This is a genomic window from Morganella sp. HSTU-ASny43 (genome assembly GCF_022819185.1).
Lineage (GTDB): Bacteria > Pseudomonadota > Gammaproteobacteria > Enterobacterales > Enterobacteriaceae > Morganella > Morganella morganii.
Genome location: NZ_WSPG01000005.1, coordinates 14850 through 41297 on the forward strand (window position 1 = coordinate 14850; position 26448 = coordinate 41297).

General features: G+C 52.3%; 23 protein-coding genes and 1 riboswitch. Of the genes, 14 read left to right on the plus strand and 9 right to left on the minus strand.

Annotation, left to right across the window (positions count from 1 at the left end; translation table 11 throughout):
- Genes GN208_RS03840 through GN208_RS03855 form a run of 4 tightly spaced genes read right to left on the minus strand, consistent with a single transcriptional unit; the run spans position 1 to position 1864 of the window.
- A complete protein-coding gene (locus tag GN208_RS03840; RefSeq protein ID WP_015422454.1) occupies positions 1-333 on the minus strand; it encodes a prepilin-type N-terminal cleavage/methylation domain-containing protein in 333 nt (110 codons plus the stop codon).
- Entirely contained in the window at positions 326-841 is a 516-nt protein-coding gene (locus GN208_RS03845) for a YgdB family protein (RefSeq protein ID WP_015422453.1), read from the minus strand. Before GN208_RS03845 ends, GN208_RS03840 begins: the two co-directional genes overlap by 8 nt.
- Complete coding sequence (locus tag GN208_RS03850) at positions 816-1403, minus strand: prepilin peptidase-dependent protein (protein ID WP_004237191.1); 588 nt, start codon at positions 1401-1403, stop codon at positions 816-818. Before GN208_RS03850 ends, GN208_RS03845 begins: the two co-directional genes overlap by 26 nt.
- Entirely contained in the window at positions 1397-1864 is a 468-nt protein-coding gene (locus GN208_RS03855; protein WP_004237190.1) for a hypothetical protein, read from the minus strand. Before GN208_RS03855 ends, GN208_RS03850 begins: the two co-directional genes overlap by 7 nt.
- 481 nt (positions 1865-2345) lie before the next feature.
- Here GN208_RS03855 and thyA point away from each other — a divergent pair, with 481 nt between their 5' ends.
- Positions 2346-3281, plus strand: coding sequence for a thymidylate synthase (gene thyA / locus GN208_RS03860; protein WP_004242187.1), 936 nt, complete (start codon positions 2346-2348; stop codon positions 3279-3281).
- Positions 3282-3357: 76 nt separating this feature from the next.
- On the opposite strand, the gene lgt is transcribed toward thyA, so the two are convergent.
- From lgt to rppH, 3 genes are all read right to left on the minus strand, one after another.
- A complete protein-coding gene (gene lgt / locus GN208_RS03865; protein ID WP_004237185.1) occupies positions 3358-4254 on the minus strand; it encodes a prolipoprotein diacylglyceryl transferase in 897 nt (298 codons plus the stop codon).
- Between the two features lie 109 nt (positions 4255-4363).
- The gene (ptsP, locus tag GN208_RS03870; RefSeq protein WP_004237184.1) at positions 4364-6610 is read right to left on the minus strand and encodes a phosphoenolpyruvate--protein phosphotransferase; all 2247 of its coding nucleotides are present in this window, start codon (positions 6608-6610) and stop codon (positions 4364-4366) included.
- 9 nt (positions 6611-6619) lie between these two features.
- Entirely contained in the window at positions 6620-7153 is a 534-nt protein-coding gene (gene rppH, locus GN208_RS03875) for an RNA pyrophosphohydrolase (RefSeq protein ID WP_015422452.1), read from the minus strand.
- A 180-nt stretch (positions 7154-7333) separates the two neighbouring features.
- Positions 7334-7442: riboswitch (TPP riboswitch) on the plus strand.
- A 93-nt stretch (positions 7443-7535) separates the two neighbouring features.
- Here rppH and thiB point away from each other — a divergent pair.
- The 6 genes from thiB to rluA all read left to right on the plus strand — a co-directional run bounded on the left by thiB (position 7536) and on the right by rluA (position 17076).
- Positions 7536-8522, plus strand: coding sequence for a thiamine ABC transporter substrate binding subunit (gene thiB / locus GN208_RS03880; protein ID WP_046024432.1), 987 nt, complete (start codon positions 7536-7538; stop codon positions 8520-8522).
- Positions 8498-10108 carry a thiamine/thiamine pyrophosphate ABC transporter permease ThiP gene (thiP, locus tag GN208_RS03885; RefSeq protein ID WP_004237181.1) on the plus strand — a complete coding sequence of 537 codons (1611 nt, stop codon included), beginning with the start codon at positions 8498-8500 and terminating at the stop codon, positions 10106-10108. Before thiB ends, thiP begins: the two co-directional genes overlap by 25 nt.
- The gene (thiQ, locus tag GN208_RS03890; protein ID WP_004237179.1) at positions 10105-10803 is read left to right on the plus strand and encodes a thiamine ABC transporter ATP-binding protein ThiQ; all 699 of its coding nucleotides are present in this window, start codon (positions 10105-10107) and stop codon (positions 10801-10803) included. Before thiP ends, thiQ begins: the two co-directional genes overlap by 4 nt.
- 72 nt (positions 10804-10875) lie before the next feature.
- Positions 10876-13251, plus strand: coding sequence for a DNA polymerase II (locus GN208_RS03895; RefSeq protein WP_004237178.1), 2376 nt, complete (start codon positions 10876-10878; stop codon positions 13249-13251).
- Positions 13252-13463: 212 nt separating this feature from the next.
- A complete protein-coding gene (gene rapA, locus GN208_RS03900; RefSeq protein ID WP_015422450.1) occupies positions 13464-16370 on the plus strand; it encodes an RNA polymerase-associated protein RapA in 2907 nt (968 codons plus the stop codon).
- Positions 16371-16425: 55 nt separating this feature from the next.
- The gene (gene rluA, locus GN208_RS03905) at positions 16426-17076 is read left to right on the plus strand and encodes a bifunctional tRNA pseudouridine(32) synthase/23S rRNA pseudouridine(746) synthase RluA (RefSeq protein WP_004237175.1); all 651 of its coding nucleotides are present in this window, start codon (positions 16426-16428) and stop codon (positions 17074-17076) included.
- A 236-nt stretch (positions 17077-17312) separates the two neighbouring features.
- Here the strand turns inward: rluA and djlA are convergent, their stop codons facing one another.
- Entirely contained in the window at positions 17313-18134 is an 822-nt protein-coding gene (gene djlA, locus GN208_RS03910; RefSeq protein WP_004242174.1) for a co-chaperone DjlA, read from the minus strand.
- Positions 18135-18313: 179 nt separating this feature from the next.
- On the opposite strand from djlA, the gene lptD reads away from it, so the two are divergent.
- The 6 genes from lptD (at position 18314) to apaH (ending at position 25065) form a co-directional block, all read left to right on the plus strand.
- A complete protein-coding gene (gene lptD / locus GN208_RS03915) occupies positions 18314-20677 on the plus strand; it encodes an LPS assembly protein LptD (protein WP_004237173.1) in 2364 nt (787 codons plus the stop codon).
- Positions 20678-20747: 70 nt separating this feature from the next.
- The gene (gene surA, locus GN208_RS03920; RefSeq protein ID WP_004237172.1) at positions 20748-22046 is read left to right on the plus strand and encodes a peptidylprolyl isomerase SurA; all 1299 of its coding nucleotides are present in this window, start codon (positions 20748-20750) and stop codon (positions 22044-22046) included.
- A complete protein-coding gene (gene pdxA, locus GN208_RS03925) occupies positions 22030-23028 on the plus strand; it encodes a 4-hydroxythreonine-4-phosphate dehydrogenase PdxA (protein ID WP_004237171.1) in 999 nt (332 codons plus the stop codon). Before surA ends, pdxA begins: the two co-directional genes overlap by 17 nt.
- Positions 23025-23837: a 16S rRNA (adenine(1518)-N(6)/adenine(1519)-N(6))-dimethyltransferase RsmA gene (rsmA, locus tag GN208_RS03930; RefSeq protein ID WP_004237170.1), complete on the plus strand. Its 813-nt coding sequence runs from the start codon at positions 23025-23027 to the stop codon at positions 23835-23837. Before pdxA ends, rsmA begins: the two co-directional genes overlap by 4 nt.
- 10 nt (positions 23838-23847) lie before the next feature.
- The gene (gene apaG, locus GN208_RS03935) at positions 23848-24225 is read left to right on the plus strand and encodes a Co2+/Mg2+ efflux protein ApaG (RefSeq protein ID WP_004237169.1); all 378 of its coding nucleotides are present in this window, start codon (positions 23848-23850) and stop codon (positions 24223-24225) included.
- Positions 24226-24231: 6 nt separating this feature from the next.
- Complete coding sequence (apaH, locus tag GN208_RS03940) at positions 24232-25065, plus strand: bis(5'-nucleosyl)-tetraphosphatase (symmetrical) ApaH (RefSeq protein ID WP_004237168.1); 834 nt, start codon at positions 24232-24234, stop codon at positions 25063-25065.
- Between the two features lie 96 nt (positions 25066-25161).
- Here apaH and folA read toward each other — a convergent pair whose 3' ends face one another.
- Positions 25162-25656: a type 3 dihydrofolate reductase gene (gene folA / locus GN208_RS03945; RefSeq protein ID WP_015422448.1), complete on the minus strand. Its 495-nt coding sequence runs from the start codon at positions 25654-25656 to the stop codon at positions 25162-25164.
- A 171-nt stretch (positions 25657-25827) separates the two neighbouring features.
- Between folA and GN208_RS03950 the strand changes: the two genes are divergently transcribed.
- On the plus strand, positions 25828-26442 hold the full coding sequence (locus tag GN208_RS03950; RefSeq protein WP_004237166.1) for a LysE family transporter: 615 nt from the start codon (positions 25828-25830) through the stop codon (positions 26440-26442).
- Positions 26443-26448: the final 6 nt, after the last annotated feature.

A 26448-nucleotide genomic window follows, 5' to 3' on the forward strand; every position in this document is an offset into this window, starting at 1 on the left:
TTACATACATTGCCATCTGCCGGCGGTTAACCGGCGCTCTCCCAGAGAGACCAGCCCGATAGTAACGGAAATACAGCCCGGTGACACATTTTCCTGATAACTTTCCCATTTCTGCCGGGGGGATAAATGTGTCTGCATCATCTGCCGTAATATCCCGGGATCCGACGTAAAACGCATCATCTGATGCAGATGACGTACCGTGCTGACATCCGCATATTGCCGCTGTTTTCCGCTGTGCAGGAGCTGATAATAGCGTAATAATCCGGTAACCAGAATCGCAAAAATAAAGGCACAAATCATCACTTCCGGTAACGACATACCGCGCTCATTCATTGTTTTCTCCCGTTTCAGTATGCCGGTTGCAGCCGGGTTTTAAATCCGGCGGGCAAAAATCACTCCATCCCTGCGGCAGGGCTGTCAAAATCATGTTGTCTCCTTCTTCCCGGGCACTGACCAGCTGATAATGCGTGATATTTTGTTTAAACCTAGGAGAAAACATGCTGCCCTGTAATAACAGCTTGTTGGCTCTCAGCCGCCGCAAACAACTCTTCAGTTCCGGATCAGGTGCTGTCCGGCAGTAAAACGGTGTTTCATTCAGTGCTTTCCGGGACCACGCCAGTGTCAGTCCCCATTCCAGCGCAGAAGCCGATCCGGCATCCGCCCGGTAAAATGCCGTTTCGTCCTGACCGTTACGCCACTCCGTCTGATAAAAACGGTGTAAAACAGACAGCATCATCAATGAGATCCCCAGCAACAGCATAATCATCAGCAACAGGGCATTGCCTCCGGAGTGACCGGCTTTCTCCCCGCCGGATCTACAGGTGGTAATTAGGCATGACAATCAGGCTTTCTCCGGTTCGCTGTATTAAGGGCATGTCCCGTCCGGTGAGTGTCAGGGTCAGTTTCAGGCCATTTTTTCCGTACAGTTTTACCGGCGTGACCAGAAACCGGGAAACATTCACATAGCGGCTATCCGTGACCTTTTGCCAGCCGGTATCCCGGCAGCTGCGGGCGTCGCGCGTCCATTCCAGTGCCTGCTTATTCAGACGGTAGCCGAAATGCTCCCCGATTTTACGGACATTCCGCTCCCAGCGGCCATTGTGATTGAGGTCGTAAGCAACAATGATGCAACTGCCGTCTGTCTCGCCGCGCCGGGCGGCAATTTCCAGCGGTTTGCCCTGACAGTGTCCCCGGCAGAATGCCGTCCGCCGGAGATCTTTTTCCAGCCGCAAAAGGGTTTCCCGCATTATCGTATCCAGCTTGTATTGCCGGTATGTGTTCAGTACATCCTGCCCCAGCGCCGGAAAAAAGCGGGTGACCGTGACCAGAAGAATTGCACTGACAGCCATTCCCGCCAGCATTTCAAATAGCAGTGAACCCTTTTCCCGCCTTTTATTCAGCATGACGGTACTCCGGATATCGTGTCCGGCGTGCACAACCGTATACGGCCCGGGGCCGAGATAATCAGTTTTATCTGTCCCTGCGTATTTTCCAGTAAAAAACTAGCAGCAGAGGCGGTATGCCGGGTTCCCCAGAACAATACGGTACCGGTCGTGCCGGAAACAATCCGGACACCTTCCATCGGTGTGAATCCTTCCGGATCATCATCACACCGTGCTGCGGATACCTGATGACAGGCCCGGCTTTTCTCACCAAACGTAACCGCGATTTTCCGTGTTTCGTTCAGATAGGTTGCTTTCAGTTTATGGCTGCTGAGATATTGCTGAAACAACGCAGCCGTTTCTGTCAGATAACGCCGCTCTCTGTGGCTTTCCCATGAAATATTAATAAATGAAACAGGTAATGCCATAATAAATAAAACAATAATGACTTCCATCAGCGATATCCCCCGTTCTGTCAGCATGTATTCATCCGTTCGTTTTCTCTGCCGAAAAAATAACGGATTTACCACTCCCGGAAAGACAAAACCGAAAAAAATGCGATGCAACAGGAAAAAAATTCTGCGGAATACTGCAAATTCACATTCATTTTTCGTGTTGTACGGAAAAAAATTATCTGCCAGAGAAAAAAGTGTGGAGTGAACAAAATGAAGGCGCTAAAAAGTACAGACACCACCGCTCTTTAACAATACGGAAATTAACTGATATAAAAACCGGCCGCCGGTACTGTATTTGAATATCAGTACCGGTGAGCCGGAAATAATCAGATAAAGAATAAAAAAACCACTAATGATTTTTATAAATAACAAAAACATTAACTTAATTATTAATATGGTTAATAGATTTAATACTGATAAAAAATCAAAATAATATTATCTTGTATTAAAAAAATGAAAATAATGTTATAATATAAAAACCATATACTGCGTCAACAGGAAAACGAAAGTGGAACAATATTTAGACATTGCAAAGCGGATTCTGGAGGAAGGGAAATGGATTGAGAATAAACGGACAGGTAAAAGATGCCTGACAATTATTAATGCCGATTTCACTTACCACGTTGACAAAAATGAGTTCCCGCTGGTGACCACCCGCAAGGCATTCTGGAAAGCCGCAATTGCAGAGATGCTGGGTTACTTACGCGGATATGACAGCGCCGCTCAGTTCAGAGCCATCGGCTGTAATACCTGGAACGCTAACGCCAATGAAAATACCGACTGGCTGGCAAACCCGAACCGCAAAGGTGAGGATGATATGGGTCGCGTTTATGGTGTTCAGGGACGGCAGCTGAAAGTATCCCCGACAGAAGCACAGTATGATTTATTATTATCATTAAATGATTCCGGAGATAAAGAAGGTGTTAAAACACTGATTAATGAACTGCGAAAAAATACATTCGATCAACTCCGTAAAGTCTATGATAATTTAAAAAAAGGAATTGATGACCGCGGTGAAATTATTTCATTCTGGAATCCCGGTGAATTTAATCAGGGTTGCCTGAGACCCTGCATGTTTATGCATCATTTCTCCGTTCTTGATGGCACATTATATTTAAACAGTTATCAGCGCAGTTGTGATTATGCACTGGGTTATGTTTTCAATGCGCCGCAATGTTATTTCCTGCTGGCTATTATGGCTCAGATAACCGGCCTGAAATGCGGTAAGGTTTATCACAAAGTGGTTAACCTTCATTTATATGAAGATCAGCTGGAATTAATGCGTGATGTCCAGATTGCACGTAAGCCATTTGCATCACCGAAACTGCATATTAACCCTGACATTAAAACGCTGGATGATTTAATGACATGGGTAACCACCGATGACTTCACAGTGACAGATTATCAGCACCACGACCCGATTAAATATCCGTTCTCTGTCTGAGAAACCATTAAACAGCCGCGCATAAAAAAACTGCATCCGTTACGATGCAGTTTTTTATTACTCACTAAAGCCTGATCTATTCCGGTGCGTTCTGTTTTCCGGTATTACTCTGCTTTTTATTACCCGGGCATTTGTATGCCCATACCATCATCAGTACACCAATAATAATCATCGGCACAGACAAAATCTGCCCCATGCTGATCCCGCCGAATAAACCAAGCTGGGCATCCGGCTGGCGGAAAAATTCCACAATGATACGGAACAGCCCATAGCCGATCAGGAACAGACCTGACACACTGCCCATCGGGCGGGATTTACGGACAAACACATTCAGAATAATAAAGAGGACGATCCCTTCCAGCAGCATTTCATACAGTTGCGACGGGTGACGCGGCAGAACGCCGTATTGCTCAAGCACCGGCATCAGAGACGGATCAGCAGCAGCCAGTTTCACGTCTTCACTATAAGACGTCGGGAACAGAATGGCCCACGGTGTATCGAGTGTCACACGCCCCCACAGTTCGCCATTAATAAAGTTACCGATGCGCCCCATACCGAGACCAAACGGAATCAACGGTGCCACAAAGTCAGCAACCTGTAAAAAATGACGCTTCGTGCGGCGGGCAAACCACCACATAGCAATAATAACGCCCATCAGTCCGCCGTGGAATGACATACCGCCATCCCAGACTTTGAACAGATACAGCGGGTTTTCTGCAAACAGCGGGAAGTTATAAAACAGCACATAGCCGATACGGCCGCCCAGGAAAACCCCCACAAACCCGGCATATAACAGTGTTTCAACTTCACTGCGTTTCCAGCCGCTGCCCGGTTTGTCTGCACGCCGGTTGGCCAGCCACATGGCAAACACAAACCCGACAAGATACATCAGCCCGTACCAGCGTAACGCCACCGGCCCCACAGAAAAAATAACAGGATCAAAATCCGGAAATGCCAGATAAGTGTTACTCATCGTACCTCACACTGTGTGTTGTATCCGGCTGCGGTTACAGCTCTGCCTGCCGCAGACCGGGATATATGACTGTAAGGACGGAAACACCTTATGCCCCGGGATGTGCCGGTTAAGCACTACCCCGGATAAGCTGTCCCAGCCCCTTGTTCTCAATAAACAGCTCCGCTTTTTCACGGATCTCAGCCGCTGTCTGTGCATCCAGCAATGATGCCAGCAGCGGCTCCAGTACTCCGGCATCCAGATGCCGCAGCAGATACTTAATACGCGGGATACTCCGCCCGTTCATACTCAGCTGACGGTATCCTAAACCAATCAGTATCATTGCACCTAACGGATTTGCCGCCATTTCCCCGCAAACCGAGACCGGGATCCCCAGCCGGGTGGTTTCAGTCCGGACAAAATTCAGCATACGCAGGACCGCCGGATGGAGCGAGTCATATAATGGTGCAACATGTGTATTATTCCGGTCAACCGCCAGCAGATACTGGGTTAAATCATTCGTACCGACAGAAATAAAATCAATATATTGTTTCAGCTCCGGCAGCATAAACAACAATGACGGCACTTCCAGCATCACACCTACCGGCGGACGTTCCACCCGTTCCCCGGTCAGTACCGATACTTCCTCACAGGCACGATCAAGCAGGCGGATGGCCTCTTCAACCTCCGCAAGCCCGGAAATCATCGGGAATAATATCTTCAGATTATTCAGCCCGATATTGGCCCGCAGCATGGCCCGCAACTGGATAAGAAAAATCTCCGGCTGATCCAGCATCACACGGATACCGCGCCAGCCCAGACACGGGTTTTCCTCGCTGATAGGCATATACGGCAGCTGCTTATCAGCACCGATATCCAGTGTCCGCAATACTACCGGTTTCCCGGCAAAGAGTTGCAGCATATCCTGATAACGGACTTTCTGCTCTTCTTCTGACGGAAAACCATTATGCACAAGAAACGGTATTTCCGTACGGTACAGGCCAATCCCGTCAATACTTTTGACGATTTTTTGCTCATACTTCAGACTGAGCCCGGCATTCAGCTGAACGGAAACCCGTTCGCCGCTTTTCAGTGCAGCTGAGTGGCTGAGCTCATCCTCGGCCAGTTGGCTGATAGCCTGCTCCTGCTCAATAATCTGGCTGAATTCCTGTGCTATCAGCGGCTCCGGTTCGATATACACCACGCCCCGGTAGCCATCGAGGATAAGCAGACGGTTGTGTAACAGCTCCGGCTGAATATCCGCGCCCATGATAACCGGAATACCCATCGCCCTGACCAGAATGGCGGAATGGGAATGTGTTGCCCCGTCACGCACCACCACACCGGCAAGCTGTTCCTGCGGCAGCTCTGCCAGCAGGCTGGCACTCAGTTCATCAGCCACCAGCACAAAGCGTTCCGGCCACTGGTTGCTGCCGGTAAAATTATCATCAAGATGGAATAACAGCCGCTGCCCGAGTGCACGCAAATCCGTGGCCCGCTCCCGCATATAGCTGTCCTGAAGCCCGGCAAACCGGCCCGCAAATTGCTCAATGACCGTTTTGACTGCCCATTCGGCCACAAAACCCTGCTCCACAATGCTGTACAACTCCTTTTTCAGTTGCAGGTCGTTCAGCAGATGGGAGTAGAGATCGAAAATAGCGGCACTCTCTTTTTGTGAGGCGGCATTAAAACGCTTGCTGATACGGCGGCACTCTGCCGTGGCATCCTCCAGCGCTTTATTCAGGCGGGCACGCTCCTGCACGCGGTCCAGTGCCGAGGCTTCAGAAACATTCTCAAGCACCGGCTGTGAACGGTCTTCCCAGCCATAGGCCATCACAATCCCGGAAGAAACCGGAATAGCCTGGATCCGGGTCTGACGAAACTGCCCGAACAACCCTTTGGTTTGTGCCTGAGCCAGCAGTACGGCAAGCTGCATCGCCAGAGTGACAATAAAAGACTCTTCCGTTTCACTGAACAGGCGTTTTTCTTTCTGCTGAACCACCAGCACGCCCAGTAACTGGCGGCGGTAAACCACCGGCGCACCGAGAAATGCACGCAGGTTGTCTTCTTTAACCTGGGGGAGATATTTAAAACCGGGGTGTTCGCGGACATCCGCGATATTGATAAGCTCGGCGCGGCGGCCGACATGACCGACCACACCTTCGCCGAAAGCAAGGCTGACAGCACGGCCGCGGGGCTTTTTCAGCCCCTGCGTTGCCATCAGATAAAAACAGTGATGCTGATTATCTGCCAGGTAGATGGAACAGACATCCGTTCCCATCGCCTGACAGGTTTCTTTAACCAGAAGCTCCAGCGCTTCCGCGAGATCGGCGGCGGCAGCCACTTTTTCAATCACTTCACGTAAACGCGTCAGCATCCGTTCCCCCTAATTCTGGCGCCGGCGACGGTAGGGAAACGGTGCCCGCACAGCCGTCGCTTCGCTGTTGGCAGGCATCACAACGGAAGAAAACTCTTTCATTACGCGGCGGTATACATCACGTTTGAAAGAGACCACCTGACGAACAGGATACCAATAGGTGACCCAGCGCCAGCCGTCAAATTCCGGCGACTTGCTGCGGGTCACATTGACCTCTTTGTCCTCGCAGAGCAGCTGAAGTAAAAACCAGCGCTGCTTCTGACCGATACAAACCGGTTTGGTATCCCAACGCACCAAACGTTTGGGTAATTTGTAGCGCAGCCAGTTGCGGGTGACCGCCAGGATACGCACATCTTTACGCGTTAAACCAACTTCCTCATACAATTCACGGTACATGGCCTGTTCCGGTGATTCGCCGGGATTGATACCTCCCTGAGGAAACTGCCACGAGTGCTGTCCGTAGCGGCGGGCCCATAAAACCTGGCCTTCCTTATTACAAATTACAATCCCGACATTCGGGCGGTAGCCATCATCATCAATCACTCGACTACCTCAGAAAAAAACTGAAAGATAGCCAATTGTTTCACACTCCCATCATGGGGTAAACCTCTGCACTCAAAATCCTTCAGCCCGCCGCATTTCCGGCTCTGACAGAAGAAAAACAACACGCCACGTTAACGGTTCCGGACAGTGGCAAATTCCTGAGAAAAACACTACACTATTCCTCTCTCAACGGGGTGCAGCTCCGGCTTTCCGGCCGGTGTTGCTGAGATAACACCCGAGGAACCTGATCCGGTTAATACCGGCGTAGGGATTTGAGCCGCCACTGCTGACAGCACAGCCTGTCGCCATCATGCTGCACTCAGATCCTTTGCCAATCCTTCCCTTACAGGAGCGCAAAGTGTTACAGAAACTGACCAGAAATATCATCGCAGGCGGCCTTGCTGCTCTGTTCTCTTTCCAGGCGGCTGCGGATAACAGCAAGCCGGTTCTGACTGTCTATACCTATGACTCATTTGTTGCTGAGTGGGGACCGGGGCCGGAAATTAAGAAAAACTTTGAAGCGCAATGCAACTGCGAACTGAAACTCGTCGGTCTGAGTGACGGCGTGACGCTGCTGAACCGTCTGCGGATGGAAGGTAAAAAATCACAGGCCGATATCATCTTAGGTCTGGATAACAACCTGATGCAGGCGGCTCTGGATACCGGACTGTTTAAAGAAAGCAATGTTGATCAGTCAAAACTGGTGCTGCCGGTCAAATGGGAAAGCAAAACCTTTATTCCTTATGACTATGGCTGGTTTGCTTTTATCTACAACAAAGACACCCTGCCGAACCCGCCGAAAAGCATGAAAGAACTGCTTAACAGTGATCAGAAGCTGACCATTATTTATCAGGATCCGCGCACCAGCACACCGGGACTGGGATTACTGCTGTGGATGGAAAAACTCTACGGGGATGATGTGGCGGCACAGTGGGCCAAAATGGCGAACAAGACCCTGACGGTCACCAAAGGCTGGAGTGAATCTTACGGCCTGTTCCTGAAAGGTGAAGCTGACCTGGTACTGAGTTATACCTCTTCGCCTGGTTACCACATGCTGGCAGATAACAAAGATAACTATGCCGCAGCACTGTTTGAGGAAGGACATTATCTTCAGGTGGAAATGGCAGGTGTACTGGCCTCCTCAAAACACCCGGCACTGGCGGAACAGTTCATGCAGTTTATGCTGACACCGGATTTCCAGAAAACGCTGCCGACCACCAACTGGATGTATCCTGTGATTGATATGCCGCTGCCGCCGGTTTACGACAAAATGCCGAAACCGGCGAAAACGCTGGAATTTGATGCAAAAGAAGTGGCGAAAGAGCGCAATCAGTGGATACGGATATGGCAAAACGCAGTCAGCCGTTAATTGCCGCGTACCTGATACCGGGCGCACTCGCGTCCGGTCTTCTTCTGGTCGTTACTGTCAGTGCCTTCGGGGCGCTGTGGTTTAACACACCGGATACAGACTGGCAGCAGATATGGGATGACAGCTACCTGTGGCATGTCGTCCGCTTTACCTTCTGGCAGGCTTTCTTATCCGCACTCTTTTCCGTTATCCCGGCTGTTTTCCTGGCCCGGGCACTCTGGCGCCGCCGTTTCCCGGGACGGACGGTCTTTCTGCGGTTATGCGCGATGACGCTGGTACTGCCCGTGCTGGTAGCCGTATTCGGTATTCTGTCAGTTTACGGACGTAACGGCTGGCTGGCACATATTTCCGGTTTTCTGGATCTGGACTATACCTTCTCCCCGTACGGATTACAGGGCATTCTGCTGGCGCACATCTTCTTCAATATGCCGCTTGCCACCCGGATGCTGTATCAGCAGCTCGATAATATTGCCACGGAGCAGAGACAGCTCGCCGCTCAGCTTAATATGAATGAATGGCAGCATTTCCGGATTGTGGAGTGGCCTTATCTGCGCCGTCAGTTGCTGCCGACCGCCGCACTGATTTTTATGCTCTGCTTTGCCAGTTTTGCCACGGTGCTGGCACTCGGTGGCGGCCCGGCGGCAACTACCATTGAACTGGCGATTTATCAGGCACTGAATTATGACTTTGATATTGGCCGCGCTGCCCTGCTGGCGCTGATCCAGCTGGTGTGCTGCATCGGGCTGGTGCTCGTCAGCCAGCATTTGTCCGGTCATTTTTCTGTCGGCTTTACCCAGTCACTGCAATGGCGCAACCCGCAGGACACGCTGCCGCGCAGACTGGCTGACGGCCTGATCATCCTCTGTGCCCTGCTGTTTCTGCTGCCGCCGTTTTTTGCCATCATCGCGGACGGTCTGAATCCGGGATTACTGCCGGTCCTGCAGCAACCGGCACTGTGGCGGGCATTTTTCACCTCGCTCGGAATTGCGCTGGCTTCCGGTTTTATCTGTGTGCTGCTGACCATGATGCTGTTATGGAGCAGCCGTGAACTGCGGCTGCGGCAGGCGGTCAGAGCAGGACAGGCCATGGAGCTTTCCGGGCTGGTGATCCTCGCCATGCCGGGAATTGTACTGGCTACCGGGTTTTTCCTGCTGCTCAACAGCACGACCGGCACCACTGATTTGGGAGCAATTCCATACGGGCTGGTGATCCTGACCAACGCGCTGATGGCGATTCCGTATGCACTGAAAGTGCTGGATAACCCGATGCGTGACCTGGCTGAACGCTATAACCCGCTCTGTCTCTCGCTGAATATCAGCGGCTTCAACCGGCTGAAACTGATTGAACTGAAGGCTCTCCGTAACCCGCTGGCACAGGCAGTGGCATTTGCCAGTGTGCTGTCGGTCGGGGATTTTGGTGTGATAGCCCTTTTCGGCAATGAAGATTTCCGCACACTGCCGTTCTATCTTTATCAGCAGATCGGCGCTTACCGCAATGCGGATGCCGCGGTCACTGCGCTGCTCCTGTTTTTACTCTGTTTCGGGCTGTTTACCGTTCTGGAACGTCTGCCGGGGAAACGCCCATGATTAATTTTGATCATATTCTTTACCGCTATCAGCAACAGACCATGAATTTTCATTTTTCCGTTGCCGCAGGAGAAAAAATTGCCATTCTCGGCCCGAGCGGGGCGGGTAAAAGTACCCTGCTGTCACTGATTGCCGGGTTTCAGTTTGCCGAAAGCGGTACTATTTTGCTGAATAATGAAGATCACACCCGCACACCGCCCGCTTCACGCCCGGTATCCATGCTGTTTCAGGAAAATAACCTGTTTGCTCACCTGACGGCGGAACAGAATATCGCCCTCGGTTTTCATCCCGGTATGAAACTGAATGCGGCGCAAAAAGTGCAGCTGGAACAGATCGCTGAACAGGTTTCGCTGACACCACTGCTGAAACGGCTGCCATCACAGCTTTCCGGCGGTCAGCGCCAGCGGGTGGCACTGGCACGGTGCCTGGTGCGTTCCCAGCCGGTTTTGCTGCTGGATGAACCTTTCTCCGCACTGGATCCGGCACTGCGCAATGAAATGCTGGCACTGCTGGAAACCATCTGTGATTCACGGCAGCTGACACTGATGATGGTCTCCCACAATACAGATGACGCGGCCAGAATCGCGCCCCGCGCGATGGTGGTGGATAACGGTACCATTGCCTTTGACGGCAGTACCGCCGCCCTGGTCAGCGGTGAGGTTCCCCAGGCTCAGATCCTCGGTATCCGTCCGTAAACCGCACCTTAAATACTGTATATATCCACACCACTCTGCTATAGTTATTTTTTCATCAGCAGAACGGACAAAATGATGGCAGGGCACAACAGTTTTCCCTCCCGTCAGGTGGCAGCACCGGCGGAAGCCGGTTTTATTCTGACCCGTCACTGGTCTGATACCCCGCGCGGTATTGAGGTCCGTTACTGGCTGGCGACAGATAACGGGCCACGGCATGTTTCTGTTCCGCTGCAGCAGGCTGTCGGCTTTGTCCCGCACCGGGAGCTGGCGGAAAGCCGTCCCTTCATTAACAACATTCCCGGCGCCACACTGACAGCACCTCCGCTAAAGGATTTTCATCAGGATGATGTCAGTGCCGTTTACTGCCGCCAGTACCGCCAGTTACAGCAACTGGAAAAACAGCTCGGCGAACAGCATCTGCACCTTTATGAAGCGGATATCCGCCCCTGCGAGCGCTATCTGATGGAGCGTTTTATCACCGCCGCTGTCTGGGTGCAGCCACAGCCGGATGGTCATGTGCTGATGAAACCGCATCCGGATTACCGCCCGGCGCTGAAAATCGTTTCTCTGGATATCGAAACCACGGAGTTCGGTGATCTTTACTCCATCGGGCTCTCCGGTTGCGGTGCTGATACTGTTTTTATGCTCGGCCCGGAGAACGGCACACCGCTGACCAATCCTGATTTCACGCTGGAGTATGTCCCGCGCCGCCCGGATCTGCTTCACCGTCTGAACCAGTGGCTGGCGGAACATGATCCGGACATGATAATCGGCTGGAGCCTGATCCAGTTTGATCTGCGCATTCTGCAGCGCCATGCGGAAAAATATCAGATCCCGCTGATTTTCGGCCGTAATAATGCCCCGCTTTCCTGGCGGGAGCACGGCTTCAAACCCGGACAATTTTTTGCCGGTGCTCCGGGGCGGCTGATTATTGACGGTATCGATGCCCTGAAAGCCGCGACCTGGCAGTTCCCGTCTTTCAGTCTGGAGGCCGTGTCTCAGACACTGCTCGGCGAGGGCAAAGACAGCGATTCCCCGTATGACCGCATGGATGAAATCAACCGCCGTTTCCGTGAGGATAAACCGGCGCTGGCACGGTATAACCTTCAGGACTGCCGTCTGGTCACCCGGATTTTTGAGCACACCCATCTGACAGAATTTTTACTGGCGCGGGCTGCCGTAACCGGCCTGGCACCGGATCGCATGGGGGGTTCTGTCGCCGCCTTCACCCATCTTTATCTGCCGCCGATGCACCGTAAAGGCTATGTCGCACCCGACCCCGGCGAGAAACCCGGTGAGCCGATACCGGGCGGCTTTGTGATGGATTCTGCCCCGGGATTATATGACTCGGTGGTGGTGCTGGATTTTAAAAGCCTGTACCCCTCCATTATCCGCACTTTTCTCATCGATCCGATTGGCATGGTCGAAGGTCTTGCCGCACCGGAACAGGCGGTTCCCGGGTTTAAGGGCGCGTATTTTTCCAGGGAAACCAACTGCCTGCCGGATATCGTCAACCGAATCTGGCATGAGCGGGACATGGCAAAACTGGCAGGGGATAAGCCGCTGTCGCAGGCACTGAAAATTATTATGAATGCGTTTTGTGGTGTTCTGGGTGCCGCCGGATGCCGTTTTTATGATCCGCGCCTGACCTCCTCCGTCACCATGCGCGGACATGACATCATGCGCAAAACCCGCACTATTATTGAGTCTCTGGGTTATCAGGTCATTTACGGCGATACCGATTCCACCTTTGTCTGGCTGAAAAGTGCGCACAGTGAAGCGGATGCGGAACGTATCGGACACTGGCTGGTGGAAGAGATCAATCAATGGTGGCAGACACATTTAAAAGATGAATACGGGCTGACCTCCGCCCTGGAAATTGAGTATGAAACCCACTATCGCCGCTTTCTGATGCCGACGATCCGCGGAACAGACCTCGGCAGCAAGAAACGGTATGCGGGGCTTTCGGGGGATAAAATGGTCTTTCGCGGGCTGGAGACGGTCCGCAGTGACTGGACACCACTGGCACAGCATTTCCAGCAAACTCTGTACCGGCTGATTTTCGATAAAATGCCGTATCAGCAGTTTATCCGTGATTATGTCCGCGACACACTCGCAGGCCGCTACGATGACCGGCTGGTGTATCGCAAGCGCCTGCGCCGCCCGCTGGCGGATTATCAGCGTAATGTGCCGCCTCATGTCAAAGCGGCCAGAATGGCGGATGAGTATAATGTCCGCATGAATCGTCCGCCGCAGTACCAGCGCGGTGCGGGGATAAGCTATATCATTACCCGTTCCGGACCGCAGCCGCTGGAGATTCTGACGGCTCCGCCGGACTATGAGCATTACATTAATAAGCAACTGATGCCGATAGCCGACGCCATCCTGCCTTTCCTGGAGGATGACTTCACCACCTTGTTAACCGGGCAATTATTGATGCCATTTTAATTTTGCCATTTTACAGGTGACGATGCGGATCTAATGGATTAACATAGCGCCCCTTTACTGCTTTTAACGCCGGAGCAGAGTGATGCAGCTGACGCTGCTGTTCTGACTGCCGGTGTTTTTCCCGGTGAATACAATGCCGTTTTTGTATCACCGGTAATGATGTCCACAGCATTTTTCTAATTAGCCCTGAATAACAGAATCGAGCCAAAAATATGCCGTTTACTCTTGGTCAACGCTGGATAAGCGATACTGAAAGCGAGCTGGGATTAGGTACAGTTGTATCTGTCGACGCCCGGATGATCACCCTTCTTTTCCCTGCCACCGGTGAAAACCGTCTCTATGCCGCAGCCGATGCCCCTATCACCCGTGTGATGTTCAACGAAGGGGATACCGTTACCAGTCACGAAGGCTGGCAGCTCAGTGTGACCGCCGTTGAAGAGAGCGACGGATTATTAACCTATACCGGGCAGCGTACCGATACCGGTGAGGACAATGTCCGCCTGCGCGAAGTGTTTCTCGACAGTAAACTGACATTTAATAAACCTCAGGATCGCCTGTTTGCCGGTCAGATTGACCGTATGGATCGCTTTGCGCTGCGCTACCGTGCCCGCAAATTCCTGAGTGAAGAGTACCGCCGTGCCACCAGCGGCCTGCGCGGCATCCGCGCCAGTCTGATCCCGCATCAGTTGTTTATCGCCAATGAAGTCGGTAAACGCCACGCGCCGCGTGTTCTGCTGGCGGACGAAGTGGGCCTGGGTAAAACCATTGAAGCCGGGATGATTATCCACCAGCAGTTAATGGCCGGACGCGCCGAGCGTGTGCTGATTATCGTACCGGAAAGCCTTCAGTACCAATGGCTGGTGGAAATGCTGCGCCGTTTCAATCTGCGGTTTTCTCTGTTCGATGACAGCCGCTACACCGAAGCACAGCACGAGAGTGACAACCCGTTTGAGACCGAACAGCTGGTATTATGCTCGCTGGATTTTGTCCGCAAGAGCAAGCCGCGTTTTGAACACCTGGCTGAAGCCGGCTGGGATATGCTGGTGGTGGATGAAGCACACCATCTGGTCTGGAGCGAAGAAGCGCCAAGCCGTGAGTATCAGGTGATTGAAACCCTGGCAGAAAGCATTCCGTCTGTACTCCTGCTGACCGCCACTCCGGAACAGCTGGGCATGGAGAGCCACTTTGCGCGTCTGCGCCTGCTGGACCCGAACCGTTTCCATGATTTCGAAACCTTTGTTGCCGAACAGCAAAAATATCAGCCGGTTGCCGATGCGGTCACTCTGCTGCTCGACCGCGCACCGCTGACCAAAGATCAGCAAAATGCCATTCATGACCTGATCGCCGAACAGGATATTGAGCCGCTGCTGAAAGCCGCCAATACCGACAGTGAAGACGGCGAAAATGCCCGTCGCGAGCTTATCAGCATGCTGATGGACAGACACGGCACCAGCCGCCTGCTGTTCCGCAACACCCGCAACGGTGTGAAAGGCTTCCCGCGCCGCGAACTGAAAGCCATTAAAATGCCGCTGCCGGCACAGTATCAGACCGCGATTAAAGTCGCCGGGATCATGGGCAGCAAAAAAACCACTGAAATCAAAGCCCGTGAAATGCTCTATCCGGAGCAGATTTATCAGGAATTTGAAGGCGAAAACGCCACCTGGTGGAACTTCGACCCGCGTGTTGAATGGCTTCTCGGCTTCCTGCTGGCAAACCGCAACGAAAAAGTGCTGGTAATCTGCGCTCAGGCCGCAACTGCTCTGCAGCTGGAGCAGGTTCTGCGCGAGCGCGAAGGCATCCACGCTGCGGTTTTCCATGAAAATATGTCCCTGCTGGAACGCGACCGGGCGGCGGCCTACTTTGCCTCCGAAGAGGAAGGCGCACAGGTGCTGCTCTGCTCTGAAATCGGTTCTGAAGGGCGTAACTTCCAGTTTGCCAATCAGCTGGTGATGTTCGATCTGCCGTTTAACCCGGATCTGCTGGAGCAGCGTATCGGGCGCCTCGACCGTATCGGTCAGAAACGCGATATTCAGATCAGTATTCCGTATCTGGAAAATACCGCACAGGCCGTACTGCTGCGCTGGTTCCACGAAGGTCTGGAAGCCTTTGAATATACCTGTCCGACCGGCCGAACCATCTATGACCGCTATTACGACAGACTGATTAACCTGATGGCAAACCCGGCGGATCTCAGTGGTTTTGATGAATTTATCGCGGAATGCCGGAAGACCCATGATGTACTGAAACAACAGCTGGAACAGGGCCGTGACCGCCTTCTGGAGATGCATTCCAACGGCGGCGAAGCCGGTAATGAGCTGGCTGCTGAAATTGCGGATCAGGATGAAGATACCGAACTGGTCACCTTTGCCCTGAATCTGTTTGATATTGTCGGCATCAATCAGGATGACCGCAGCGATAACATGATAGCCCTGACTCCGTCTGACCACATGCTGGTGCCGGATTTTCCGGGTCTGCCGGAAGACGGCTGCACCATCACCTTTAAGCGTGAACAGGCATTGTCCCGCGAAGACACACAGTTTATCAGCTGGGAACACCCGATTATCCGCAACGGTCTGGACCTGGTCCTGTCCGGTGATACCGGCAGCTGTGCGGTCTCCGTGCTGAAAAACAAAGCCCTGCCGGTCGGCACACTGCTGACAGAGCTGATTTATGTGGTGGAAGCACAGGCTCCGAAGAATCTGCAGCTGACCCGCTTCCTGCCGCCGACACCGGTGCGTCTGCTGATGGATGTGAAAGGCAATAATCTGGCATCTCAGGTGGAGTTTGAAAGCTTTAACCGCCAGCTGAATGCCGTAAACCGCCATACCGGCAGTAAGTTTGTCAATGCGGTGCAAAATGAGGTGCATCAGGTGCTGCGTCTGTCTGAAGACGTTGTTGCCGGTCAGGCCCGTGAGCTGATTACCGCAGCGAAAGCAATGGCTGATCAGCACCTTACTCTGGAACACGACCGCCTGCTGGCACTGAAATCGGTTAACCCGAACATCCGTGATGACGAGCTTGATGCCATTGAAGAAGAACGTCAGCAAATCCTGTCACATCTGGATGATGCCAACTGGCGCCTGGATGCTATCCGGCTGATTGTCGTTTCGCATCAGTAACCTGTATCCCGGCAGAGAATGTCTGCCGGGTCTCTGATTTGGTGATCCCATGCTAATGGAACCCTATAACCCGCCTGCCGATCCCTGGCTGCACATCCTCTGGCAGGATGAAAGTATCATTGTGGTGAATAAACCAAGCGGACTGCTTTCCGTACCCGGCCGTGCGCCCGAACATAAAGACAGTGTGATGACACGCATTCAGCGTGATTATCCTGCCGCAGAATCTGTTCATCGTCTGGATATGGCAACCAGCGGTATTATTGTGGTTGCGCTGACCAAAGCCGCCGAGCGGGAGCTTAAACGGCAGTTCCGCGAACGGGAACCGAAAAAAACCTATGTTGCCCGTATCTGGGGACATCTGGAGCCGGAAACCGGCATGGTGGATTTACCGCTGATTTGTGACTGGCCGAACCGGCCGAAACAGAAAGTGTGTTTTGAAACCGGCAAACCGGCTCAGACAGGTTATGAAGTGCTGGAATATGAGGAAAATGCCACGCGGGTAAGACTGTTTCCGGTTACCGGGCGTTCGCATCAGTTGCGGGTGCATATGCTGGCACTGGGACACCCGATTCTGGGGGACCGTTTTTATGCACACGATGAAGCAAGAGCCGCAGCGCCCCGGCTGCAGCTTCATGCAGAGGCGCTGTCTGTCACACATCCGGCAAACGGCAAGCCGATGCATTTTACTTGTAAATCAGATTTTTAGTGGATTAACACGGTCACCGAATTCATTGAGGCAAGAATCAGGCAAAGTGCTAATCCCGCTACTCCGATAAGAACACGGGTATTGGCCATGGATCATATCCTTAACATATTTAATAAAATATTTACGTAATTTTTCAACTGCATTTATATTTTATAGCAATTATATGAAAAGAATATGATCCGCCCTGCACTTTCCCGGCAACATGTTTTACACCTTTAAAACGGTATTAAACGGGATTATTTAAAGCCTTTCTCTTTTTTAATGAGATCATATGCTGCCTGGATAGATTGCGCTTTCTCTTTCGCCAGCTCCATCATTTCCGGTGGTAATCCCTTCGCCACCAGTTTATCCGGGTGATGTTCACTCATCAGCTTGCGGTAGGCGCGTTTGATGACAGTACTGTCGTCGCTTTCTTTCACGCCCAGCACCCGGTAAGCGGCGGCAAGGTCTGCGGTCTGATCGCGGTAATAACCCTGCTGAGACTGCTGCTGCCAATTACCGCTCTGTGCCCCGCCGTGCATCTGCGCCTGCATCATTGCCAGTACATTTTCAAACTGATGACGCGGGATCCCCAGCTCTTCGGCGATCACCAGGAGTACCTGGCGTTCATTCGGATGCAGCTCCCCGTCACCAAACGCCGCCTGGATCTGGATTTCCAGAAACATGCGCAGTAAATCCGCCCGCCCGTAACAGGCGCGGCGTAACTGGCGCAGTGCATCGCGCAGCGGGAAACCGGCCGCTTTACCTTCACGGAAAGCATTCTGAGCCTGAGTCCGTGCACTGCCGTGCAACTGCATGCGATCCATCAGGGCGGTGGCCAGATAAATGTCTGACTCCGTTACCCGGCCTTTTGATTTGGTCAGATGCCCCAGAATCTGAAAGGTTGTACTGAAAAAGAGTGCCTGTCTGGACTGATTGTTGCTGAATGAGCCACCCAATTGCTGACTGCGGACTTTATCAATCGCATGACCAATAAGAAAGCCGAGAAAAATACCCCAAAAACCGGCCCCTGACGCCATGCCTAATAAAATTCCGATGATTTTTCCCAAATAGTGCATATACTCCTCAATTCAACAATGCCCTTGGCGCAATTTTGCATTATCATACTACCCATTCTGTACGATGCCTAACGCCATTTGGATACGTGAACCTGTTTCACGCGCGCTCTTTTTTCGTGTAAATTAGGCTTTTGGCGTTCGGGCAATGTGCTACCGAGGACGGAATTGCAGACATACTTATGAAGAAGAGTTATCCAACCCTGCTGGCCACCATTATCTGGGCAGCGTTATACAGTCAGGCTGCACAAGCCGCCACACTTGCCGAGCAATGTATGCTGGGTGTTCCGGTGTATGACGAACCGGTTGTTGACGGTAAACCCGGCGATTTTCCGGTCAATATCACTGCACAAGGTGTGTCAGGCGAATATCCGCACGCGGTAAAATATGATGGTGGCGTTGATATCCGCTCAGGTAACCAGAATCTGAAAGCGGATGAAGTCGAAGTTACCCAGAGCGGTGAAGAAACCAACCCTGTCCGTATTGCGACAGCGACTGGTGATGTCCGCTATTCTGATCCGCAAATCCGTCTGAAAGGGCCGAAAGCGTGGCTGAATCTCAATAACAATGATGCTGATGTTGAGAAAGGCGATTACCAGATGGTCGGCCGTCAGGGCCGCGGTGATGCCGACAAAATGAAGCTTCGCGGCGAAAACCGTTATACCATCCTCGAAAACGGGGTCTTTACCTCTTGCCTGCCGGGCAATGACAGCTGGAGCGTCAAAGGCTCTGAGGTCATTATTGACCAGGAAGAGCAGGTTGCGGAAATCTGGAACGCCCGTTTCCGTGTCGCCAATGTCCCGATCTTCTACAGCCCGTACCTCCAGTTACCGATCGGTGATAAACGCCGCTCCGGTTTTCTGATCCCGAACGGCAGCTATTCCAAATCATCCGGCCTGGAATTTACCCTGCCGTATTACTGGAATATCGCCCCGAATTACGATGCCACTATCACGCCGCACTATTTCAGTAAACGCGGCCTGAAAATGGATAATGAATTCCGTTACCTGACACAGTTCGGTACAGGCACACTGGCCTTTGATTTCCTGCTGGATGACTCGCAGTATAAGAAAGACAAAGAAGCTGCCGGTGATGCAGAGTGGGCGAAACGTGATTCCAATGACCGCTGGTTATTCTACTGGGGTCACAGCGGGTCATTTGCCCAGGACTGGTGGTTCTCCTCTGACTACACCAAAGTCAGTGACTCGCGCTATTTTACCGATTTCACTTCCGCTTACGGTAACTCCACTGACGGCTACGCCACACAAAAACTGGCTGTGGGTATCCGAAAATCGAACTGGAATGCCACCGTAACCGCCAAACAGTTCCAGATCCTGACCAACAATGATAATGCAACATCCTACCGTGCTGAGCCGCAGTTGGATCTCAATTATTATAAAAATGACCTCGGGGTATTTGATTTCCGGGCCTACGGTCAGGTCTCCCGCTTTACCAGCGTAGGTAAAAATAATCCGGATGCCGTCCGTATTCATGCGGAACCGACACTCAGCATGCCGCTGTCTAACGGCTGGGCCAGCTTCAATACTGAAGCGAAACTGATGGCAACCCATTATGATCAGGATATTCCTGAAGTACTGAAGAACTCCGAACTTGAAAAAAATGTTACCCGGGTGCTGCCGCAGTTTAAAGCTGATGCGAAGATGATCTTCGAGCGGCCGATGTTCTTTAATGACAGCTTCACCCAGACATTAGAGCCGCGCGCACAATACCTGTATGTCCCGTATAAAAACCAGGACAATATCAATAACTTTGACTCCACACTGATGCAGTCCAGCTACAGCGGTCTGTTCCGTGACCGCATGTACAGTGGTCTGGATCGCATTGCATCCGCCAACCAGGTCACCACCGGGGTAACCAGCCGGATTTATGATGATGAATTAGTTGAACGATTTAACGTTTCTGTGGGTCAAATCTACTACTTTGAACGTCCGCGTACCGGTAAAATTACCGTTGTGGATGAAAAAGATGAAACCGGCTCGATGGTCTGGGCGGGTGATTCCATGTGGCGTTATAACGACAACTGGGGCCTGAAAGGCGGTATTCAGTATGACCGCCGTCTGGGCAGCGTCTCCATGTCCAATGCCACGATGGAATACCGTCAGGATGCCGAACGTCTGATTCAGCTGAATTACCGCTATGTGGACCGGGACTATATCCAGGCCATGCGCCAAAATACACAGTATGGTCAAGACTATGTCACGCGCCCGAACCAGAAAGGCATCTCCCAGGTCGGTATCGTGGCCAGCTGGCCGGTTGCAGAGCAGTGGGCCTTTGTCGGTCAGTATTACTATGACACCAAAGAGAGCCAGCCGGCCAGCCAGTTAGTCGGTCTGCAATACAATACCTGCTGCTGGGCGGCAAACGTCGGTTACGAGCGTAAGATTATCGACTGGAAAAATGACGCCAGTGAGTACGACAATAAAATCACGTTTAATATCGAATTACGCGGTATGAGCAGCAATTACAGTCTGGGCAGCCAGAAAATGCTTGAGCGCGGTATTCTGCCGTATGTTCCGGCATTTTAACCGCCTGAGCTGACACAATTTTCACATGCCGTACCGGCGGTACGGCGATACGAAACATGATGGGATACTTATGAAAAACTGGAGAACACTCATTCTCGGCCTGATGTTCACGGCAAGCACAACCTCATTCGCAGCACCGCAGCAGCTTGATAAAGTTGCGGCAGTCGTGAATAACGGTGTGGTTCTGGAGAGTGATGTCAATAATATGCTTCAGACTGTCACCATGAATGCCCGCAATGCCGGTCAGCAGATTCCGGATCAGGCAACATTACGTCAGCAGATTCTTGAACGTCTTATCATGGACAATATCGTGATGCAGATGGCCGGACAGATGCAGATCTCTATCCCTGACCAGGCGGTTGACGGCGCTATCGAAGATATCGCCCGTCAGAACAACATGACCCTTGCCCAGATGAAAGATCGTCTGAAACGCGACGGCATGAGCTATGACAAATACCGCAGCGATATCCGCAAAGAAATGATGATGGCGGAAGTCCGTAACAACGAAGTCCGCCGCCGTGTGGTGATCCTGCCGCAGGAAGTTGATTCTCTGGCAAACCTTATCAGCACGCAAAACGCTGCGGATACTGAACTGAACATCAGCCACATCCTGATCCCGCTGCCGGAAAACCCGACAGAAGAGCAGATGAATGCAGCAAAAGAAAAAGTCACCACCATTATGAATGAACTTCAGCATGGTGCCGATTTCGGTAAACTGGCGATCACCTATTCTGCGGATCCGCAGGCGCTGAAAGGCGGTAATATGGGCTGGAGCCGTTTACAGGAGCTGCCGGGTCTGTTTGCCGAGCGCCTTCAGACAGCCAAAAGCGGTGAGATTGTCGGGCCGGTTCGCTCCGGTGTCGGCTTCCATATTCTGCGCGTGAATGAAGTCCGCGGAAACAGCCAGCCGATTTCTGTGACTGAAGTGAAAGCCCGTCACATTCTGATCAAACCGTCACCGGTGATGACCGATGACCAGGCCCGCAGCAAACTGCAGCAGATTGCCGCTGATGTGAAAAGCGGTAAAACCTCCTTTGATGCTGCGGCAAAACAATTCTCAGAAGATCCGGGCTCTGCCCTGCGTGGTGGTGAGTTAGGCTGGTCAATGCCTGATATCTACGACCCGGCTTTCCGCGACGCACTGATGAAACTGAAAAAAGGCGAACTGAGTCAGCCTGTCCGCTCCTCTTTCGGCTGGCACCTGATCCAGCTTGAAGATACCCGCAACGTGGATAAGACCGAAGCGGCTCAGAAAGATCGCGCTTACCGTATGCTGTTTAACCGTAAATTCAGCGAAGAATTACAGAGCTGGATGCAGGAACAGCGCGCCGGCGCTTACGTGGAAATTTTAGATGGCAGTAACAAATAAGCTGAAACCTGTCGTTATTACCCCCGGCGAACCTGCCGGGGTTGGTCCTGACCTGACAGTCGCGCTGGCACAGCGCGACTGGCCGGTAAAACTGGTGGTCTGTGCTGACCCGCAACTGATGCAGCAACGCGCACACGCCCTGTCACTGCCGCTCACCCTTGAACCTTATTCACCGGATACCGCCTGTCAGCCGCAGCGTGCCGGCACACTGACTATTCTGCCTGTTGAACTGAAAGCGCCGGCTGTCGCCGGTGAGCTCAACGTGGCAAATGCCGCTTATGTGACCGAAACACTGGCTCGTGCCTGTGACGGCTGTTTACAGGGTGAATTTGGTGCTTTGATTACAGGTCCGGTGCACAAAGGCATCATTAACGATGCCGGGATCCCGTTTATCGGCCACACAGAATTTTTTGCCGACCGCAGTCACTGCAAACGTGTGGTGATGATGCTGGCCACCGAAGAAATGCGGGTGGCGCTGGCGACCACGCATCTGCCGATTTTACAGGTGCCTGCAGCCGTTGACCGCACCTGCCTGCATGAAGTGATCACTATCCTCAATCATGACCTGCGCACCAAATTCGGTATCGCGCAGCCACATATCATCGTCTGCGGTCTGAACCCGCATGCGGGGGAAGGCGGCCATATGGGGCATGAAGAGATAGACACCATTATCCCGGCACTCGATGAGCTGCGGGCGCAGGGGATTTCCCTGGAAGGTCCGCTGCCGGCAGACACCCTGTTCCAGCCGAAATACCTGGAGCGTGCGGATGCCGTGCTCGCCATGTATCACGATCAGGGCCTGCCTGTGCTAAAATATCAGGGATTCGGCCGTGCCGTGAATATCACGCTGGGACTGCCGTTTATCCGGACCTCTGTCGACCACGGCACAGCCCTGGAACTGGCAGGTACCGGCAAAGCAGATGTGGGTAGCTTTATCACCGCATTAAATTTAGCGATTACAATGATTAAAAACAGTCAATGAATACACGAGTCCATCAGGGGCATTTTGCCCGTAAACGTTTCGGGCAGAACTTCTTAACCGATCAATTTATTATCGACAGCATTGTCGCGTCGATTAACCCGCAACCCGGCCAGGCGATTGTTGAAATCGGGCCGGGACTGGCTGCACTGACTGAGCCGGTCGCCGATCGCATGGACAAAATGACGGTCATTGAAATTGACCGTGATCTGGCCGCTCGTCTGGCCAGCCATCCGTTTTTACAAAGCAAACTGACCATTATTCAGCAGGATGCCATGACCGTGGATTTCACGGCACTGGCACAGGAACGCGGCCAGCCGCTGCGGGTGTTCGGTAACCTGCCGTACAATATCTCCACGCCGCTGATGTTCCATCTGTTCACGTTCACTAACGCAATCAGTGACATGAACTTTATGCTGCAAAAAGAAGTGGTTAACCGTCTGGTTGCCGGTCCGGGCAGCAAAACATACGGCCGTCTGAGTGTCATGGCACAGTATTACTGCCAGGTCGTTCCGGTTCTGGATGTGCCGCCGACGGCATTCCGCCCGGCACCAAAAGTGGATTCAGCGGTTGTCCGTCTGATCCCGCACCGCGAAAATCCGTATGTGCTGAAAGATGTCGCGCTGCTCAGCCGTGTGACCACGCAGGCCTTTAACCAGCGCCGCAAAACGATCCGCAACAGCTTAGGTGATCTGTTCAGTCCGGAAACCCTGACTGAGCTGGGTATTGATCCGGCCACCCGTGCAGAAAATATCAGTGTTGCGCAATACTGTCTGATGGCCAATTACCTGGCGGAACATCCCGCCTCATAGGGGATTCATCATGAATAACGACCCGAGAATTTGTATTCAGGTTCAGAGTGTTTATATCGAAAGTCAGTCTGAACCGGATGCGGAACGCTATGTTTTCGCGTATACCGTTTCTATCCGTAACCTGGGTCGTGATCCTGTGCAGCTTATCAGCCGCTACTGGCGCATCACCAACAGTGAAGGCCGCCAGACAGAAGTTCAGGGGGAAGGTGTCATCGGTGAACAGCCGGTGATCCGGCCCGGTGAAGAGTATCGTTATACCAGCGGCACAGTTCTGGAAACACCGCTGGGCACCATGGAAGGTTATTACACTATGGTGGATCACGAGGGTGCGGATTTCATCAGTGAGATCCCTGTTTTCCGGCTCGCAATACCAACCTTTATTCACTGATTTTCTATGGCAACCTATCTTATCGGCGATGTTCATGGCTGTTACCATGAACTTCGCGCATTACTGGCTCAGGCTGATTTTGATCCCCAGGCAGATACCCTGTGGCTGACCGGCGATCTGGTCGCCCGCGGCCCGGATTCACTGGATGTCCTCCGCTATGTCAAAAGCCTGGGTGACTGCGTCAGGTTGGTACTCGGCAATCATGATCTGCATCTGCTGGGGATCTACGCAGGGATCAGCCGTAACAAACCGCGCGATCATCTGAACAAACTGCTCAGCGCGCCGGATCTGGATGAGCTGATCAACTGGTTGCGCCGTCAGCCGATGTTGCAGGTTGATCATGAGAAAAAACTGGTCATGGCACACGCGGGGATCACCCCGCAGTGGGATCTGGATACCGCCATTCTGTGTGCCCGTGAAGTGGAAGCGGTTCTCAGCAGTGATACCTATCCGCTGTTCATTAATGCTATGTATGGTGACCTGCCGAATGACTGGTCACCTTCCCTCACCGGCCTGCCGCGTCTGCGTTTTTCCACCAATGCCCTGACCCGGATGCGTTACTGTTTCCCGGGCGGACAGCTGGATATGGTCTGCAAAGATAAACCTGATCAGGTTTCCGCGCCGCTGAAACCCTGGTTTGCCCTGCCGTCAAAACTGCCGGAAGGCTACAGTGTGGCCTTTGGTCACTGGGCGTCACTGGAAGGCAAAGGAGCACCACGCGGTATCTATGCACTGGATACCGGCTGCTGCTGGGGCGGACAACTCACCATGCTGCGCTGGGAAGATCGCTGCTATTTCTGGCAGGAGTCTTTTGCGGTGCGGGATGAGGATGATGACTGACCGGCCACCGGTAACAGACAAGAAAAAAGCAGAGCCGGTGGCTCTGCTTTTTTTATATCAGCATTATTTATGAAATAATACGAATCAACTGATTAATCAGCTCTTACGGCGCTCTAAGATTTCAAAGCAGAAACCGTGAGAGTTTGCTTCATCCGCGTCATGATATTCCATAAAAGTGGAGTCCCACTCATCCGGCTCATAGTCAGGGAAGTAAGTATCCCCGCTGACTTCCGCATCAACGTGTGTCAGATATAAACGATCCGCCAGCGGCAGGAATTGTCCGTAGACTTTACCGCCGCCCATCACCATGATCTCGCCGTCTGTTTCTTTCTGTGCAATCGCCAGTGCTTCTTCCACAGACTTCGCCCAGACCACGCGATCATCGTTGCCCGGCGTACGGCTGAGCACGATATTGAGGCGATCCGGCAGAGGGCGGCCGATAGATTCATAAGTCACACGACCCATGATCACCGGTTTATTCACCGTATTACGTTTAAACCATGCCAGGTCTTCCGGCAGTGTCCATGGCATCGCATTTTCCATGCCAATAACCCGATCCATAGCTAAAGCAGCGATCAAGCTAATGTTCATTCATTTCACCTTAGGGCTGAGAGAAATTTTGCCGTCACTATACGTAAACTACTCAATGCCGTCGACTGAATTCAGTGTTTCATCAATACAAATAATTTATTTGTCTTCACACTTGAAGGTGAGTCATACTTTTACTCTGCATTCAGGTCTTTTTCAGCAAGGATATACCACATGTATGACGCCACTCTGATGGTCACCACCATCGCTGCGCTCGGTATGATCTCCCCGGGCCCGGACTTCTTTCTGATTGTGAAAAACGCAGCCCGTTACCAGCGTGCCGCCGCCATGATGACCGCATTGGGCGTGCTGTCTGCGATCGCCATTCACATGACCTACTGCGTGGCCGGGCTTGCAGTGATCATCACCACCACACCGTGGCTGTTTATGATCCTCAAATATGCCGGGGCGGCTTACCTTATCTGGATAGGGATCAACAGCCTGCTGGCACGTGCCGGACATACCCTTGATACCGGGGACGGCTCACATCAGCGCATTTCTTATAAGAAAGCCTTTATGCAGGGATTCCTCTGCAACCTGCTGAACCCGAAAGCCACACTCTTTTTCCTTGCTATTTTTACCCAGGTACTGGATATCAATTCCGGATTTGGTGAAAAACTCTGGTATGCTGCTATTGTGATGGGACTGGCGGTGGTTTACTGGCCATCGCTGGTACTGCTGATTCAGAGTGCTCCGGTACGCCACGGATTGGCGAAAATTCAGAAATATATCGATAAGGTCCTTGGCGTCGTCCTGATTGGCTTTGGCGTCCGGGTCGCAATGAGCTGATGATTA